Origin of the sequence: Microcoleus sp. F4-D5, from assembly GCF_036704885.1 — a bacterium.
Taxonomy (GTDB): Bacteria; Cyanobacteriota; Cyanobacteriia; order Cyanobacteriales; family Microcoleaceae; genus Microcoleus.
On the sequence record NZ_JAUBSX010000053.1, the window covers coordinates 21574 to 38462 of the forward strand.

Genomic DNA, 16889 nt, shown 5'->3' on the forward strand with positions numbered 1-16889 from the left:
CTAAAATCCATTGACGTTTGTTTCCGAGATAGCTTTTAATATATTCGTCATTAAATAGCGATCGCCTCACCCTTTGAACGATACTTGAACTTGAGTGGATACAAAAAGCCCAAGTCCAAGTTATTCAAGTTAAAAGCAAACTGTGCCAGGAATCAAAACAATTTAAGCAGCACTCGATCCCCACGTATCAACCGTTTGTTGCAACCCCTCCCGGTAGCTGGGATAGCGCGGACTCCACCCAAACTGCTTGCGGAATGAGTCGCCCCCAACGGTAGTAGAAAGCTTTAACAAATCCACTTGTTGAGGGGTGACAACTAACACGAGTGCCAGCGGCGTCAGCCACATTGGGATGTGCGCGGGGCGTTTTCTGCCCAGCGTGAAGGCAAATCGATCGATAAAATCAGCAAAAGACACCGGCACACCATCCACAATATTAAAAATTTCACCTTGCGGTTGCTGTTGGGCTACCTGTACCAAGGCACTGGCAGCATCCTCAAAATGCAGCCAGTTTCCCAGATTGCTGTCAGGCCCGGCAAAATAGGGACGACCGAGTTTGAACGATTTGATGTAAAGTTTCAAGTCTTCTGATTGCGGCCCGTAGAGGTATCCCAGCCGCAATACACAAGCCGGAATCTGACTGTTTGTGACCTGGTTTTCGGTGGCGATCGCCATTTTGAAAATTGGGTCATCACCAGGTATACTCAGCGGTGTCCTTTCTGTCGCATCCCTCGTGTTGCCATACAGAAAAGTGTAGCTGGTGTGAATTAGCAACTTAATATTTGTGTCTTTTACCGCTGCCAGCAATGCAGCAGTCGTTGCCGAAAGAGTTTTATCAAATCCTTTCCAATCTTGCCCATCGCTTAGCAGCGTATTTGCCTTTTGGGGAGTCAGGTTTACAACCACATCTGCATTAGCAGCCAGAATCGCCTCCCTGAGTTCAACAGGATTGGATGGATCGGTTTCTACCGCGATTCCGCCGTGGGAACGCACGGTTGCTGCACCATCTTTGTCCTGTGTCAATCCCGTTACTTTGTGTCCCAGCGCTACAAACTGCCGGACGGTTTCTTGTCCGAGTTCAGTATCTGCGCCTGTAATGACAATGCTCAGCTTTGTGTCTGTCATGTGTTTTGATAACGTGTCTTCTATATGCTTACTATTTTTGACCGCCGTGGCGCGACCCTCTATTGATAGAAAAAGCAGTTATTTTAGAGATCGGTTGCTGGTATTTTTCTACAGAATACCCAGATGCCCGACTTCTTTAGTAAGTCGGGCATCTAAAAGAAGAGGATTTTACGTAAAATTTATCAGTAATTAATATTGCAATCTGCTTGTGATTTTGGTAGATAAGTATACTGACGAAATCTGGTACAATCATAACTTCTCATTTTTTAAAATAAAGGTAATTTTATGAAACATTTTATAGTAAGAGCTACTGCTATTTTCGGTGAAATTGCGGTAGCGGTATTGGATACAGTGAAAGAACAAGAGGAAAAAAAGCGTTTATTAGACAGCGGTATTCGGGAAGTGGATGAAATGACTGGAAAAGAGTTTGAAAAATTTCTAGAGGTTCATTTTATAAACTTTGATTATAGTGTCACTTTAACTCAAGATAGCCAAGATTATGGGGCGGATTTAATTTTGTACAAACATGGAGAAAAAACCGTAGTTCAAGCGAAAAGAAGCAAAAATCCTGTTGGGATTAAAGCAGTTCAAGAAGTAGCAGGAGCCGTCAGACATTACCAAGGGAATAAAGGCATAGTAATCACCAACAACAGATTTACAGAAAATGCTTGCAAACTTGCTAAATCTAACGAGGTAGAGTTATGGGATCGAACAAAACTCATCGAATTCATACTGACAGCAAAAAATTGTAAATAACTTATCTACCAAATTAAGTTATATATAAAAGATGCACTGCTTTCCCAGTATCTTTAATCTCACTGATGAATCATGCTACAAATTTCTAACACTGTGTTCATAGACGATCGCGAAATCGAGATTAGTGCGATTCGATCTCAAGGCGCGGGGGGACAAAATGTAAATAAAGTCGCGAGTGCGATTCACTTGCGCTTTGATATCCCAGCTTCCTCATTGCCCGATCGCTACAAGCAGCGTTTGTTGCAAATCAACGACCAGCGCATTACCTCCGAAGGTGTGATTGTCATCAAAGCCCAGGAACACCGCAGCCAGGAACAAAACCGGGAGGAGGCTTTGAGACGGCTGCAAGAACTGATTAAAAGTGCGATCGTCATACCGAAACCGCGCAAACCCAGCAAAGCAACTCGTAGTTCCCAGCGCAAGCGTCTCGACAGCAAAACTAAGCGAGGGCAGATTAAAGCTTTGAGAGGGAAAGTCACCGAGTGATCGATCGTCTCAATTCCTCTTGAAATTAGGATATGATTGTAGGTAATGATGGTTAATTTTAGGAAACGACAATGACAACTACTGCACCTAACGAGCCGACGCTAGCCGATGTTATTGAAAAGCTAGATAAGCTATCGGCAGAAGTTGAGAAATTATCAACTGATGTTGAAAAAACTAATGACAAAACCGACAGATTTAATGACAAATTCGATAACTACCAGAAAGCTACCCAATGGGTTGTGCAACTTGCTTTCACTTTGATTGCAAGCGCCACTATTACGGTGATTATCACTTCTGTTCTCCGTAAGTAATACCAAATCCTACTTTAATATCCTCTTTATAACTTGCTGGTTAGATGCCCGACTTCTTGAAGAAGTGCGGGATATAATCTGCTTTTTTAGGTTGTCTAAAAAATACAACTTTGGTTGTTTAACGTAGAGACAAGAGAAAGGCGGCTCCTTTAGCCGGACGGCATTGGTGAAAAGTTAAGACTTAATTGCATTTGTCAATCAGTAATACTACTCAAAAAAAACTGCTTTTTTAGGAGTGAAAATTCACGATTTGAGAGGGAGTAAGTATAAATATTACCCTCGGCACGATCGCACGATCGCCCAAATCTCAATTTTGGGCCCAAAATCCGAGTAAATATGGGCACGATCGAGTCAAGGTCGCGCAATTCCACCTTCCCCCACTCCCGACTCCCGACTCCCGACTCCCCATCATCAGGAGTGTAACCGGAATAGATATGACAAATGCTTTCTTAGCTTAACTTGTTACCAATGGCCGGACGGTGGAAACGCTTTGGTTGATAGCGAGCTGCCTTATTTGTAGTTTCTACCCATTATCTGTGCTGAGCGGACAAAGCAGCAATCTCCCAAATCATATGAATGAAGTTCCGGGCGCTGGTTCGAGTCCACTTCCCTGTACCCAAGACGTTTCAAGAGGCGAATGCTCCTCTGATTCAGAGGATGCACAGTAGCCCACCATTCGATTACTGGTGCGACAGCAGCGAGGTAATCGTGCCACCAGAGCATCGCCTCGAATGCCAATCCCTTTCCCCACCAAGCTTCACCTAATAAATACGCTACCTCGCCCCACTCTCCGTATGCTGTCGCCTCAAGCCGACCAATTGCTGGAGAGGGAGGGATTTTTAACCGTATCGCCATGTTGAACCATCGCTCGGTAGGTGTCGCCAAACCCACAGGACCGTGAGAACGGGCGACGTACTCTGCCCTCAACTCCTCTATAGTCGGTGAGTTTCCATTTGGATCGATAAAGGCAAGGACAGAGGGTGTGGTCAGAATAGAAAAGAGCTCGTTGGCATGGATATCCGTGAGTGGCTCGAAATGTAGGTTCTCACTCTGCATTAGCGCTGTCGTTTTGTCTCTGTACAATCCGCCTAACTTACTAATTGTATCAGTAGTAATTTTTTAACTTTTTTGGGTCTAGTTTGATTGCTTCTTCGGGCCAAAACTCTCTGGAAGTTCATCTATTTTTTCTATTTGTAGTTCTCGGCAAATTGCTTTCAACTGTTCGAGAGAAAATTTGGGTTCTGTTGCTCCAGATATCCATCTGTGATACGTGGCGCGGGGAATCCCACATTTAAAAGCAAACTCATCTTGTGATAAGTCGGTTTTGTGGATTCTTAGGGCTTCCAATGGTGAATTGCCCTCCTGTCTTCGTTCTTTTCTTGATGACATTGGACAGTAAAATCTCATATTGAGATGTCATAATTTACAATATTAAATTGACATCTCATAATGAGATAAAAATGACCTGATAAAGGGCAGCTCAACGAGCCTCGTTTCCTCAAAATGCAGGTTTGAAGAACCGTCTTATTTGTAGTGTCTGCTCATGATGCCTGCATACCCAAGTGTATTTTCGGGGCAAGGGCGCATACCTCAAGCCTGTTTTCCTCAACGCCGAAGAGGTGATGCCATTTAAAAGGTCGATCGACCTCACAGCCCAACTCAAAATTGTATCAAATGTCAACGCCATGATTTAGATGTGCTTGTTAGTTGTCGTTCGGCGAGGGCGATCGACTTGGTAAGTCATCGGGAATTTTGGTTACGTCTAATCCTAAAAGCTCAAACATAGTTTTTAGAGAAACCTGGTACAGGTTAGCCAGTGCAGCTACGTTTTCAACAGTTGGCATGGACTTTCCTGATTCCCAGTCAGCTTGCATCCGCTCAGAAACGCCGATATGTTGTTTGACTTGAGGGCGGGTTAGCCCAGCTTGTTCTCTCAGAAGCCTCAATGGAGACTTCTCCTTTTCTTGCAAATTTTCTTCCACAGTGCATGAAGCTTGTTTCATGAATCTAACCTCTTGACTTGGTTGTTTTGATGAAGTACACTTCATGTAGATCCACCTAAAAAAGGCGGCGGGGCGAGCCTACTTTCGTCAAAATGCAGGTTTGAAAAACCGCCGGATTTTTCGTGTCTATCAATTGTGCCTGCATACCCAAGCGTATTTTCGGGGGTTGGGCGCATACCTCCAGCCCCTTTTTTCTCAACGCCGAGGAGGTGATGCCATGTAAAAGGTCGATCGACCTCACAAGAGTACCCAGCTCAAGATTGTATCAAAGATCCAGACCAAAACTTCTACTTTGCGATCGCACAACTTCCGTGGTATCGTGCCCTTTCTCGAACCATTCCAGATCATGTCCACATCCCTTGACAACTTCTACCTAGGCGATGTCGCCTACAACTTTCACTTTGCAGGCCCGCTGCTAGACTTTGAAGAAGAAATCCAGAATCAATCTCCCTTTCACGATTTAGACTACCTGACAGGCGAAATTAAAAGGGGATTTCTAGACTACGTGCGGCAAGGAATCATGCTGGACGCGATCCGAAAGCTGCGATTGTACAAAGGCAAGTTCAAAACTTTTAAAACTTACTGCGAACAAGCGTTAGGTCGGCAGTATTTTTACTGCACGCAAATTATCAAAGCTGCGAGTATTTGCCTGCGCTTGATTAAAGCAGGCTTTGAGATTTTGCCTAGCTGCGTTGCTCAAGTTGTCCCTTTGTTCAAACACGCAGTAACCGACCAATACGGCAACTGCCTTTTACAGGAAAAGTGGCAAGAAGTTGTTGATCTCATACCCAAAGAAAGGATTACCGCAGTAACGATTGCGGAAACTGTTGACAACAATCCCAACCTCCGGCTCAAACAAATTCGCATTAAAACCGACACCTACGCCCTTTTAACGAAAAAAGCAGCCGCCGCCGGACTGTCAATTTCGGAATTTTTGGCAAGGTTGGTTGGCGAATACAATCCCAGAAACTTAGAGCAGCCAGCGGAACATACTCCCGAACAAGAGGAGATTTTAGACCAATTAGACGCGGAGTTTAAGAAGCCCGTAGCCCAAAAGAGTCCTACTGCAGCTAAAGACAAAGTTAAGTCTAAAGGTTTTGGAGTCAAAGTTGAGCCTAAAGGTGGTAAAAGGGAAGTAAAGGCGAAAACTTCGGAAGGGGAAGTAAATGCGAAAAGTTCGGAAGGTGAAGTTAAGTTGAAAAATCGGCAAACTGAAATCAAAGCCGAGAAACAGTCGAATTCATTTAAAGAGAAAAATCATGAAGTCATCTGCCCAAAATCCAATCATGCGCCAACTGAAATTAATGGAGGTTCAACTGAACGAAATTCAGTGCCACCTTATTAAAGCCACTGTGTTGAATTGGTGGCAAATAGTTTTGCCTGACGGACAGAAAATTGCGATCGAACACGCGGGCGGCGGACACTGGATTTTTCGGGCCAACGGGCTGGAGAAATCCTATCCAGAAGTGCGGCTAGCGGTGTTAAGGGCGATCGCCCAAGGCTGTCGCAGGTAAGTTACGGCTAAGGACACGGCAATGCCGTGTCCCTACAGATATCGCGGGCGATCGGATTTGATAAGATTTGGGGATGCAGGGGGGCGATCGACATTAGTTGCAATTGCGATCGAAATTCTCAAGTCTGGGGCAAAGTTTCAAGTTCCGGCGTTGTGGGCGGATGGCTGGTGTCAAATATGTTTTCTGGGGTTTGAAGAGATGACGGAATATCAGAAATTTTGCTGATTTCTGAAGACAACAAGGTTCTGTATCCTTGCGGAGGATGAGTTTGTTTGTCAAGGTATTGTGCCTCTAGCAAACCCTGCTTTAACATCCGATTTACTTAGTAGTTATTTACTCTTTTGGGCGCACGATTTAATAAGGCAGTTAATGTTCCGAGTAGTAAGTAATGTTAGGAATAAAGTTATAAAATAATCGGCTCTACAAGCTCTTCACTGGTGCGACATTTGTCGCAAATCGGTGTAGCAATCTTTCTCAGACGCGCGTAATGTTCCGAGTTGTAAGTAATGTTCGGAATTATATTTTTAGTAGTTAATAGAGCTGGCTAGCACAGTATCGAAAAAGTTGTTATAACGAAATTTTTCGCTGAGCTTTTGGGACCTGATTATCTTGAACATCAAGCAGCATAAAGGCTGTGGTATCCGAACGCTGAACTGTCAGTAAATATTTTATTTTCAGCATTGATTGTTAGCAGTAATATCTGAGCTGATTTAATTAAGTTTAACCGACAACAATTAAAGATTAAATTAGCTATCATTATTAGTGGTAAATTCAGAAAGTACACTACACAAAAAGTAAGGCTTTTTCAATTTTAGTAAAATGATAACAGCATTTTTTTAAATTTTTAAATTTAAAAATGACCTTTTTGCATATGTTATGATGGAGAAGGGTTGGCTGGTTTTTTGACTGCGGGAAGCTGACACTCGTGCTGAGGTAAAAATAACGAGATTCCTTGGAGTTTCTTTTTCTCATAATAGAGGGGGTAGCTAACCCGGATTTGGTAAGCTGTCGCAAATTTAAATTGTATGTTCTCTGCGGGCTATAAGATCCCAACCCCTACTCCCCACAAGACGGAGAATAGTTTTTTAACAGATAATTTAAATGTAGAACAGCTTATCAGAAGTAAAATTTTGAAAACGAGCACGAATCAAAAAGGTTATTCATTTTTCATTATTCATCATTTCGTTGGTCTAGTTTGAGTTCCTGGAGTCCGATCGACTAATTTTTCTTTTAAAAAATCCGCAATAACTAAATTAGATTGCCGATCGGGCACTATACCAGCCCCGAGCGCAACTTCCCGCGCCCCTTCGCCAGATTGCCAAAATCTCAACTATGCTAACGTAGGCAAGCAGCAATCCCTTGTCACGAAGGCGATTAACATAATTTCAAACAATTTATTTGATTGAGGAGCGGTGTATCCCGTATGGCAAACCTGATCGGCACAGACAGCAACGACTTTATTCTAGGAACTCCGCTGGGCGATCGAATTCGAGGCTTAGATGGCGATGATACGGCCCTGGGTGCCGGAGGAGATGATACCCTAGACGGCGATGCCGGCAACGACCAGCTTCTTGGAGGTGACGGAGCAGATTCGCTGATTGGCGGTGAAGGAAATGACGAACTCATTGGCAACCAAGGGCGCGATTTTGCTTCCGGCGGGAACGGCGACGACTCGATTCGCGGCGGTTTGGGCAACGACATCCTCGACGGCAACGACGGGATAGACAGCGTGTTGGGAGACGCAGGGGACGACTTAATTAGTGGCAACGCAGGCTTTGATGTGATTGCCGGCGGTACAGGCAACGACACCCTCACAGGGAATGACGGCGACGATTCCGTATTCGGGAATGGTGATGACGACTTTCTCTACGGGAATGCGGGGAACGATTCTCTCAACGGCGGTCTCGGTAGGGATCAACTGTTGGGCGGTGACGGCAACGATTATTTGAGTGCCAGCGACGGCGACGACACTTTGTACGGCAATGCCAACAACGATTCGCTCTTCGGAGACTTCGGCAACGACCAATTATTCGGCGGCAAGGCTGACGATACAGCTTTTGGGGGCATCGGTTCCGATACGATTCGCGGCGATGAAGGCGACGACTCGGTACAGGGAGATGAAGGCAATGACTTCCTGTTTGGTGGCAAAGGTAATGATGTTCTCGACGGCGGTTTTAACGATGACTCCTTGGCTGGAGGTCTCGGCGACGATACAATTTTGGGCAGTTTCGGCAATGACAATTTATTTGGGGCAGAGGGTAATGATTCTCTGATCGGAGGTGAGGGTTCGGATACTCTGACTGGGGGCAGCGGCAGCGATGTCTTTGGATTGGGAGCCGGGCCTGGCAGTTTGGTTTTAATTACTGATTACAATGAGGCAGAGGATTTCTTTGGACTGCCGAGCAATTTATCTTTCAGTCAACTGGTAGTTAGCCAAGGCAACGGTGCCAATCTCAGGGATACAGTAATTACTCTCGACGGCAAGCTTTTAGCAATTTTGACAGACACTCCGGCGGCGTTGATCGATGCCAATGATTTTATCGCTGTGACTGGGACAGTTACCCCCAGGCCAAGTCCGACGCCGACTCCGACTCCAACTCCAACTCCGACGCCGACTCCGACTCCGACTCCGACGCCGACTCCGACTCCGACTCCGACTCCGACTCCGACGCCGACTCCAACTCCGACGCCGACTCCGACTCCGACTCCGACTCCGACTCCGACGCCGACTCCAACGGAAACTCCGACGCCAACTCCGACACCGACTCCCACAGCAGCACCGACGCCAACTCCGACGCCGACTCCGACGCCGACTCCCACAGCAGCACCGACTCCGACTCCGACGCCGACTGCTTCGAGGATTCCTACTGCACCGACAGTTAGCGCGCCTGAGGATTCGCCTCTGGTGTCAATGAGTTCTCTTGCCCAGAAGCCGACTCCCGGACTATTGCCCATGCCCGGCCAGACGCCGATATTCCCGACGGCGGTGCCGAACCCGACACCCTTAACTCCTACACATTTTTCTACACCATTTGGGTTCTAGATGCCGCGCAGCTAAGTTATGAGTTTTGAGTTTTACATAAACTCACAAACTCATAACTCAAAACTATTAGGACTTACGCCAGGAATCATTTTTTACACTATATGTAGTGGTAAGGTGTGTACTGCACACCCTACAGGTAGAGTCTGTGCGTAAGTGCTGACTATTTAATGTCTTGCGGAGTATCGGCCGAGTCTTCTGGCGACTCGGCTGGAGAATCTTCTAGGGGAGATAATTGTTGGGTGTACCCCAAGAGGGATCTAAGTTTCATGCGGTGGATGTAAGGCCAGCCGCCATTGGCTTCAATATTCCTGAGCAGTTTGTAAAGTGCTTGGCGGTTGTCGGGAAAAGACGCTTGAAATAAACCGTCCCGAATTTCCCGGTGCGAAGCTTCCAGCGTCCGCAGCAGGGCCAAAAGCAGCAGACTGTCTCCTTGACAACTATCGGCTAAAGTCCGAATCGCCTCTGTCAGCGATTGCATTTGAGACTGCAACTTTTCTGACTCTAAATCTTTGCCGTTGTCCATACTGCTGCTTCCTTTGAAATCTACAAGGCCTTTGTCCCCAGCCTTTTGGTCAGCCGACTAATCGAGCTAGCGGCGATCGCCATTCGGGGTCATAAGCAAAGTAACTTAAGTAGGTTGACTTAAGCAATATTAATTTGCAGTCCAAGTCAGGAAAAGAGCACAACCCGTCGTACCATGTGTATTGGGCTGCGATCGGAACATGATTGAGGAATCATAAGTTCTTGCTTATTTTCACGGCGCACTAGCTTGATTGTTTAAGTCGATGCGGGTGTCGGTGAAGCGAGGGATCGGGATCTAAATGCTGCCCGAAGCGCTGGCCTAGCCTGCCGGCGGGCAATTATATTTTGCTCGAAGTAGGGCTTTTTCTTAATATAATCCGATGTTGGATATTGAGGTTTGCAATGAAATATCGTGCTTTAATTGTTGCACTTTTAGCATTTTGCATGAGTGCGCTGGTTGCTTGTTCTTCTGCTCCTGACACGACGGTGGCGACTACCGAGTTGCTCACCTACGACCAGATTAGAGGTACTGGATTGGCTAATAACTGCCCTAGCTTGGCAGAAACTTCTAGGGGATCGATCCCCATCGAAGCGGGCGGCACCTATAAACTGACTGGTTTGTGTTTGCAGCCCACAACTTATTTTGTGAAGGAAGAGCCAGCAAACAAACGCCAAGAGGCGGAATTTGTGCCTGGTAAATTGCTGACCCGGTTCACGTCGAGCATTGACCAAGTTCAAGGTACCCTCAAGGTCGGTACTGACGGAACTCTGACTTTCACAGAAGAGGACGGCTTGGACTTTCAAGCAATTACGATTCAGTTACCCGGTGGAGAGCAAGTACCTTTCTTGTTCACCATTAAAGAACTCGTGGCCAGTTCCGAACCGGGAGTGGTTGCTATCAATACTTCCACCGATTTACGAGGGAATTTTAACGTTCCTTCTTACCGCAGCGCAGGCTTTTTAGACCCTAAAGGTCGCGGGGTATCGACTGGCTACGACAATGCTGTAGCGCTTCCGGCTACTGACAATTCCAAACTGCAAAGGTCTAATGTTAAGCTGGCTGACACTCGCACCAAGGCGGGCAAAATTTCTCTCCAAGTTGCTAAAGTTAACAGCGGCACTGGCGAAATTGGCGGGATTTTTGAGAGTACGCAGCCTTCTGATACCGATTTGGGAGCTAGACCCGCTCTAGACGTGAAAATTCGGGGTTTGTTTTACGCTCGCATTGAGCCTTCTGTGTCATAAAATTGGCTTTCAGGATCGATCGAACTTGAGTAGTTTTTTTCCGTAAAGCTACTGCTCGCCCTTCATTAGCCAACAGTCTTGAGCAACATAACTTAGGACTGTTGACTAATAACTAAACTTATGATAAAAGTATGATTACTAGGCAGTTATTTAAGTTAGGATTTTTAATTAATTAAAGTATTGCATTCAAACCGCTTTTAGATCCTAATTTAGTGTTAAAATTTAGTGTTAAAAAATTCCGGTTAAATATCCCGGTTAAATTCGGGATTGTGCCGAATACCTTCTACCTGGTAAAATTATGCCTTACTGCCGCATAGCTTGGGATGACCCCGCCATCGCTGCGTGTTTCCAAATCTTGACTGGTGTGTCCGCTATCACACCTATTAAGTGCTAGGATTACACTACCTAAAGGTAAATTATTTTAGACTATATTGGAAACTCGATCTAAAGCAATCTCAGTCCTCTGCTCTATCAAACCTTATGCCGCCATGTCTACCACAGTGCCGAACGAGCTAAAAAGCGAAAATTTGCAATTGTTGCGCGAGTATCAACTTTGTGGATCGAATGAAATCCGCAATCAGTTAGTTAAACTGAATATTGGACTGGTAAGAAAAGAAGTTTACCACTGGATCAACCAGTGCGGTGAAAGCTACGACGATTTGCTGCAAGTCGGGTGTATTGGGTTGATCAGGGCGATCGAGCGGTTTGATATCGCCAAGGGACACGCTTTTAGTTCCTTTGCAATTCCCTACATACGGGGCGAAATTCAACACTACTTGCGGGACAAAAGCCCTTCTGTGCGATTTCCCCGCCACTGGCAGTCCTTGGAACGCAAATCTGTCGCAGCGATCAAGGATTTGCAGGTGCAGTTCAACCGCAAACCTACCGATGCTGAAGTAGCAGCAGCCCTTGAGGTTTCTGTAGAAGAATGGCAAGAAATTAAGTTAGCCCATCTCAACAGATCTCCTCTGAGTTTGGATGCGCCGATGCAAGATGAAGATGAGGGGGCTACTTGTCTGGGAGAATTGGTACCCGATAGCAAGTATCGCAGTTTTCAGTTGGCGCAAGAGGATCAAATTCGCGTACAGCAAGCTTTGGCTATGTTGGAAAAACGGACTCGCGAGATATTGGAATTTGTTTTTCTCTACGATTTGACGCAGAAGGAAACGGCCGAACGCTTGGGTATCAGTGCGGTGACTGTTTCTCGGCGAGTTAAAAAGGGGCTGGATTTGCTCAAGGAAATCATGACTAAACAGCTTTAATTGTGAGTTTTGAGTTGTTAAATGAACTAAAAACTTGTTAACTATTTAATTCAAAATGCAAGATTCAAAACAAAAAATTCAAAACTATTTGGGGTAAACTCGCCGCCAGGACTATCTGTGACGGCAACGCTGGTTATCAATTACGCAGAAACCGGGTTTTTAGGATAATACGCTGTGATAGCGATCGCTACGGGTTGAAAAACCCGGTTTCTTTAATCCCCGTGCGTCTGGGTGTGTTCGTATTAGATACTGCGGACAAATTTATCTAGCCTGTCTACGGCTTTTTTAATTGTGCCTAAATCGGTGGCGTAAGACAAGCGAACGTGGTCATCTGCACCAAAAGCAATCCCCGGAATAACTGCTACTTGCTGCTGTTCTAACAAAGCGTCGCAAAATGCCAGAGAATTCATTCCCGTCTTGCTGATGTTGACAAACATATAGAAAGCACCATCTGGTTTGATGCAGCTAATTCCGGGGACAGCATCGAGTAATTCAAATATTACCTGACGCCTTTGGGCAAAAGCTTGACGCATTTTTTCGACAGATTCTTGGCTGCTTTCCAAAGCTGCGATCGCGCCGTACTGTGCAAAGGTACACACATTTGAGGTACTGTGACCTTGAATGGTGTTGGTGGCTTTGATTAATTCGATCGGTCCGGCCAAATAACCGACTCGCCAGCCTGTCATCGAATAAGCTTTAGCAAAACCGCTGCTGATCAGGGTGCGATCGAAGATTTCTTTGCCTAGGGAACCGATACTGACATGTTGGGCACCGTCATATATAATTTTTTCGTAAATCTCGTCAGCAACGACTAAAATATCTCGATCGACTATCACCTGGGCCAATGCTTTTATTTCCGCCGGAGTATACACCATTCCCGTCGGGTTAGAAGGCGAATTCAGTACAAATAACTTGGTTTTGGGAGTAATCGCTCGACTTAGTTGTTCCGGTGTAATTTTATATCCTGTAGAAGCATCAGTCCGTACAATTACTGGCTTGCCGCTAGCGAGTTTCACCATTTCAGGGTAGCTCAGCCAGTAGGGAGCCGGAATAATTACTTCATCTCCAGGATCGATCGCAGCCATCATCAGATTGTAGAGGGAATGCTTGCCGCCGTTGGTGACAATGATATTTTCCGGTTGATAGTTGAGATTGTTCTCATCGCGGAGTTTCCGGGCGATCGCAGCTTTTAACTGCGGTTCCCCAGTCACCGGGCCGTACTTAGTCTTCCCCTCGTCTAAAGCTTGTTTTGCCGCTGCTTTAATGTGTTCGGGGGTATCAAAGTCTGGTTCTCCCGTACTCAAACTACAAACATCAATCCCTTCGGCCTTCATGGCTTTAGCCTTAGCGGCGATCGCCAAGGTTATAGAAGGAGAAACCTCACCCACTCGTGCTGCCAACTTAATCATTGGATTTTAGATATTAGATTTTTGACTTTAGATCATAGGGTGACAAATGTTGATATTCAACCCTGTTGTTAGGGAATTATGACATTTGTTTACATAGTACGTAAAGGATTAAGCAATTAAAGAATAAAAATTAAAAAAGCTGTTAGTTTTAATTTTTATTTTTAATATTTTAAATTTTAACGTTATTATTGTACCATTTTTGATGCCTCGTTACCTTCAACCCCGATCTGCAAGCTTATGGATCTCAAATCTCTGATTCGCGACATTCCTGATTTCCCAAAGCCGGGAATTCTGTTTCGAGACATTACAACTTTGCTGCGCGACCCGCAAGGGCTCAGCTATACAGTTGACAGCTTAGCGGAAAAATGCTCTGCAATGTCTGTTGACTATGTGGTGGGCATGGAATCCCGGGGCTTCATCTTTGGCGCGCCTTTGGCTTACAAAATGGGAATAGGCTTTATTCCTGTCCGCAAACCGGGGAAACTGCCAGGTGCGGTTCATTTTGCCGAGTACGAGTTGGAATACGGTGTCGATCGACTGGAGATGCACCGAGATGCCATGACTCTCGGCAGCCGGGTGCTGATTGTGGACGATTTAATCGCCACTGGCGGAACAGCGGCAGCGACGGCTAAATTGTTGGAGCAAGCTGGCTGCGAGCTGGTCGGTTTTGCTTTTATCATTGAATTGCAGGCTTTGGGCGGCAGGCAGAAATTGCCGGATGTGCCGATCGTCACGCTAGTAGAATATTAGTTAGTTAACTGCTGACAGTTGACAGTTGACAGTTGACAGTTGACTGCTGAGTAAAAACTACTGACAAATAATATCCTTGACCTTTGCATCGGAATTATTCATTTCTCTCTTCTCTTCCTCTGCGATCTCTGTGTTAAGAGCGGTTAAATCATTCCGATGCAACCGAAATTAATATCATTCACAATTACTCAATCTAAAATCTAAAATCTAAAATCTAAAATCCTATGACTTCTCTTAAGTTAAACCGAAATTGGCGGATGTTGAATTCTCTGTTTGGCAGCGAGACATTTACTTATGTTGTCAAGCGACTGTTGCAGGCACTTTTAACGCTATTTTTGGCATCGGCTCTTTGTTTTGCAATTATTGAGCTAGCACCGGGAAATTACTTGGATACTTTGAGCCAAAATCCGAAGATTTCGCCGGAGACACTCAAGCAACTCGAACAGCAGTTCGGCTTAGATAAACCAGCTATTGTGCAGTATTGGCTGTGGCTGCAACAAATTGTGACGCGGGGGAATTTTGGCACGAGTTTTGTGTATCAGCGATCCGTAGCTTCGCTGCTGTGGGAACGGGTACCGGCGACCTTATTGATGGCGATCGCATCTTTGATTGTAACTTGGGCGATCGCGATTCCCTTGGGAATTGTCGCCGCCGTCAATCAAAACCGCACAGTCGATCGAGTTTTGCAAGTAGTCAGCTACACCGGACAAGGATTTCCCAGCTTTATTACAGCTTTGTTGCTGCTATTTTTTGCTCAGAATACTTCGCCTCTGTTTCCCGTCGGAGGAATGACAAGTATCGACCACGCAGACTTACCTTGGTGGGGTCAAATCCTCGATTACGGCTGGCACTTAATTTTGCCAACAGTCGCCCTCAGCCTTACTGGTTTTGCGGGTTTGCAAAGATTGATGCGCGGGCAATTGTTGGACGTGCTGCGTCAAGATTACATCCGAACAGCGCGGGCGAAAGGTTTGCCGGACGATCGAGTAATTTACGTTCACGCTTTGCGGAATGCAGTTAATCCGTTGATTACGCTGTTGGGTTTTGAGTTTGCTAGTTTGTTGAGCGGTGCGTTTATTGCCGAATTTTTCTTTAATTGGCCGGGTTTGGGAAAGCTGACTCTGGATGCGGTGAACAATCAAGATTTGTATTTAGTAATGGCAAGTTTGATGATGGGTGCGACGATGTTGATTGTTGGGAATTTGTTGGCGGATTTGCTGCTGAAAGCTGTCGATCCTCGGATTAAGCTGGAAGATTTGAAATAGAAGACTTAACTCAGTAACAGAAGGTACGCAAGGGCGATTGGTAATAGTCAACAGTCAACAGTCATTAGTCATTAGTCATTAGTCATTAGTCATTAGTCATCAGTCATCAGTCAACTGTCAACTGTCAACTGTCAACTGTCAACAGTCTTCTCATTACCCATGCCCCATGCCCCATTACCCATCTCGGAGTGTTTTATGTCAGAAAAACAATCAAACGAGCCAATGAGTTTGAGCAGCTTTGCGGACTGGTGCAGGCATATTGACAGTCTTTCACAAGAGGCAAGGCACACAGTTAAAGTGTTGTTACAAAAGGCTGGCACTGATGACCCTGAAGCAGCGGAGCAGATACTTTCAAGCATGACAACACTCGATCTCAGTGACAATGAAATTACCGACATCAGCTCCCTCGGCTCGCTCACCAATCTAACAACACTCGATCTCTGCAGCAATCAAATTATCGACATCAGCATCCTCGGCTCGCTCACCAATCTGACCACACTGAATCTCTACAGCAATCAAATTACCGACATCAGCTCCCTCGGCTCGCTCACCAATCTGACCACACTGAATCTGGGCAGCAATCAAATTACCGACTTCAGCTTCCTCGGCTCGCTCACCCATCTGACCACACTCGCTCTGGTCGGGAATCAAATTACCGACATCAGCTTCCTCATTACCGACATCAGCTTCCTCGGCTCGCTCACCAATCTGACCACACTCGCTCTGGACAACAATCAAATTACCGACATCAGCTTCCTCGGCTCGCTCACCAATCTGACAGAACTGCATCTGGGCGACAATCAAATTACCGATATCAGCTTCCTCGGCTCGCTCACCAATCTGACAGAACTGTATCTGGGCAGAAATAGAATTACCGACATCAGCTTCCTCGGCTCGCTCACCAATCTGACAGAACTGCATCTGGACCACAATCAAATTACCGACATCAGCTTCCTCGGCTCGCTCACCAATCTGACCACACTGCATCTGGGCGACAATCAAATTACCGACATCAGCTTCCTCGGCTCGCTCACCAATCTGACCACACTGAGTCTCGACAACAATCAAATTACCGATATCAGCTTCCTCGGCTCGCTCACCAATCTGACAACACTGTATCTGGGCAACAATCAAATTACCGATATCAGCTTCCTCGGCTCGCTCACCAATCTGACAACACTGTATCTGGGCAACAATCAAA

At 45.8% G+C, this 16889-nt stretch carries 19 protein-coding genes; 13 read left to right on the forward strand and 6 right to left on the reverse strand.

The window, feature by feature from the left end; translation table 11 throughout:
• Nucleotides 1–162 precede the first annotated feature (162 nt).
• Complete coding sequence (locus QUA80_RS22020; protein WP_333427204.1) at nucleotides 163–1122, reverse strand: NAD-dependent epimerase/dehydratase family protein; 960 nt, start codon at nucleotides 1120–1122, stop codon at nucleotides 163–165.
• A gap of 285 nt (nucleotides 1123–1407) precedes the next feature.
• On the opposite strand from QUA80_RS22020, the gene QUA80_RS22025 reads away from it, so the two are divergent.
• The 3 genes from QUA80_RS22025 to QUA80_RS22035 all read left to right on the forward strand — a co-directional run bounded on the left by QUA80_RS22025 (nucleotide 1408) and on the right by QUA80_RS22035 (nucleotide 2675).
• Entirely contained in the window at nucleotides 1408–1878 is a 471-nt protein-coding gene (locus tag QUA80_RS22025; RefSeq protein WP_333427205.1) for a restriction endonuclease, read from the forward strand.
• A gap of 72 nt (nucleotides 1879–1950) precedes the next feature.
• The gene (gene arfB, locus QUA80_RS22030; RefSeq protein WP_333245526.1) at nucleotides 1951–2364 is read left to right on the forward strand and encodes an alternative ribosome rescue aminoacyl-tRNA hydrolase ArfB; all 414 of its coding nucleotides are present in this window, start codon (nucleotides 1951–1953) and stop codon (nucleotides 2362–2364) included.
• A 71-nt stretch (nucleotides 2365–2435) separates the two neighbouring features.
• Nucleotides 2436–2675, forward strand: coding sequence for a hypothetical protein (locus QUA80_RS22035; RefSeq protein ID WP_333055573.1), 240 nt, complete (start codon nucleotides 2436–2438; stop codon nucleotides 2673–2675).
• Between the two features lie 510 nt (nucleotides 2676–3185).
• Here QUA80_RS22035 and QUA80_RS22040 read toward each other — a convergent pair.
• Nucleotides 3186–3731, reverse strand: coding sequence for a GNAT family N-acetyltransferase (locus QUA80_RS22040; RefSeq protein WP_333427206.1), 546 nt, complete (start codon nucleotides 3729–3731; stop codon nucleotides 3186–3188).
• A gap of 78 nt (nucleotides 3732–3809) precedes the next feature.
• The gene (locus QUA80_RS22045) at nucleotides 3810–4064 is read right to left on the reverse strand and encodes a helix-turn-helix transcriptional regulator (RefSeq protein ID WP_333427207.1); all 255 of its coding nucleotides are present in this window, start codon (nucleotides 4062–4064) and stop codon (nucleotides 3810–3812) included.
• 173 nt (nucleotides 4065–4237) lie between these two features.
• Here QUA80_RS22045 and QUA80_RS22050 point away from each other — a divergent pair, with 173 nt between their 5' ends.
• Nucleotides 4238–4369, forward strand: a complete 132-nt coding sequence (locus QUA80_RS22050; RefSeq protein WP_333427208.1) for a hypothetical protein — start codon at nucleotides 4238–4240, stop codon at nucleotides 4367–4369.
• A gap of 9 nt (nucleotides 4370–4378) precedes the next feature.
• Here the strand turns inward: QUA80_RS22050 and QUA80_RS22055 are convergent, their stop codons facing one another.
• Nucleotides 4379–4678: a helix-turn-helix transcriptional regulator gene (locus tag QUA80_RS22055; RefSeq protein WP_333427209.1), complete on the reverse strand. Its 300-nt coding sequence runs from the start codon at nucleotides 4676–4678 to the stop codon at nucleotides 4379–4381.
• Between the two features lie 346 nt (nucleotides 4679–5024).
• On the opposite strand from QUA80_RS22055, the gene QUA80_RS22060 reads away from it, so the two are divergent.
• From QUA80_RS22060 to QUA80_RS22075, 4 genes are all read left to right on the forward strand, one after another.
• Nucleotides 5025–6023 (forward strand): hypothetical protein, encoded by a 999-nt coding sequence (locus tag QUA80_RS22060; RefSeq protein ID WP_333427210.1) that lies wholly within the window; start codon nucleotides 5025–5027, stop codon nucleotides 6021–6023.
• Between the two features lie 10 nt (nucleotides 6024–6033).
• Nucleotides 6034–6192: a hypothetical protein gene (locus QUA80_RS22065; protein ID WP_333427211.1), complete on the forward strand. Its 159-nt coding sequence runs from the start codon at nucleotides 6034–6036 to the stop codon at nucleotides 6190–6192.
• 21 nt (nucleotides 6193–6213) lie between these two features.
• Nucleotides 6214–6417: a hypothetical protein gene (locus tag QUA80_RS22070; protein WP_333427212.1), complete on the forward strand. Its 204-nt coding sequence runs from the start codon at nucleotides 6214–6216 to the stop codon at nucleotides 6415–6417.
• 1198 nt (nucleotides 6418–7615) lie between these two features.
• Nucleotides 7616–9235, forward strand: a complete 1620-nt coding sequence (locus QUA80_RS22075; RefSeq protein ID WP_333427213.1) for a calcium-binding protein — start codon at nucleotides 7616–7618, stop codon at nucleotides 9233–9235.
• Between the two features lie 160 nt (nucleotides 9236–9395).
• On the opposite strand, the gene QUA80_RS22080 is transcribed toward QUA80_RS22075, so the two are convergent.
• Nucleotides 9396–9758 (reverse strand): hypothetical protein, encoded by a 363-nt coding sequence (locus QUA80_RS22080; protein WP_333427214.1) that lies wholly within the window; start codon nucleotides 9756–9758, stop codon nucleotides 9396–9398.
• Between the two features lie 401 nt (nucleotides 9759–10159).
• Between QUA80_RS22080 and QUA80_RS22085 the strand changes: the two genes are divergently transcribed.
• Together QUA80_RS22085 and QUA80_RS22090 are read left to right on the forward strand one after the other, a co-directional pair.
• Nucleotides 10160–11002, forward strand: coding sequence for a photosystem II manganese-stabilizing polypeptide (locus QUA80_RS22085; RefSeq protein ID WP_333238428.1), 843 nt, complete (start codon nucleotides 10160–10162; stop codon nucleotides 11000–11002).
• A 488-nt stretch (nucleotides 11003–11490) separates the two neighbouring features.
• Complete coding sequence (locus QUA80_RS22090) at nucleotides 11491–12264, forward strand: RNA polymerase sigma factor SigF (RefSeq protein ID WP_333427215.1); 774 nt, start codon at nucleotides 11491–11493, stop codon at nucleotides 12262–12264.
• 242 nt (nucleotides 12265–12506) lie between these two features.
• On the opposite strand, the gene QUA80_RS22095 is transcribed toward QUA80_RS22090, so the two are convergent.
• Nucleotides 12507–13673 (reverse strand): pyridoxal phosphate-dependent aminotransferase, encoded by a 1167-nt coding sequence (locus QUA80_RS22095; protein ID WP_333427216.1) that lies wholly within the window; start codon nucleotides 13671–13673, stop codon nucleotides 12507–12509.
• Nucleotides 13674–13910: 237 nt separating this feature from the next.
• On the opposite strand from QUA80_RS22095, the gene QUA80_RS22100 reads away from it, so the two are divergent.
• From QUA80_RS22100 to QUA80_RS22110, 3 genes are all read left to right on the forward strand, one after another.
• On the forward strand, nucleotides 13911–14423 hold the full coding sequence (locus QUA80_RS22100) for an adenine phosphoribosyltransferase (RefSeq protein WP_333427217.1): 513 nt from the start codon (nucleotides 13911–13913) through the stop codon (nucleotides 14421–14423).
• Nucleotides 14424–14647: 224 nt separating this feature from the next.
• Nucleotides 14648–15688: an ABC transporter permease gene (locus tag QUA80_RS22105; protein ID WP_333427218.1), complete on the forward strand. Its 1041-nt coding sequence runs from the start codon at nucleotides 14648–14650 to the stop codon at nucleotides 15686–15688.
• A gap of 195 nt (nucleotides 15689–15883) precedes the next feature.
• Nucleotides 15884–16889: leucine-rich repeat domain-containing protein (locus tag QUA80_RS22110; protein WP_333427219.1), on the forward strand; the 1006-nt coding region annotated here is incomplete at its 3' end.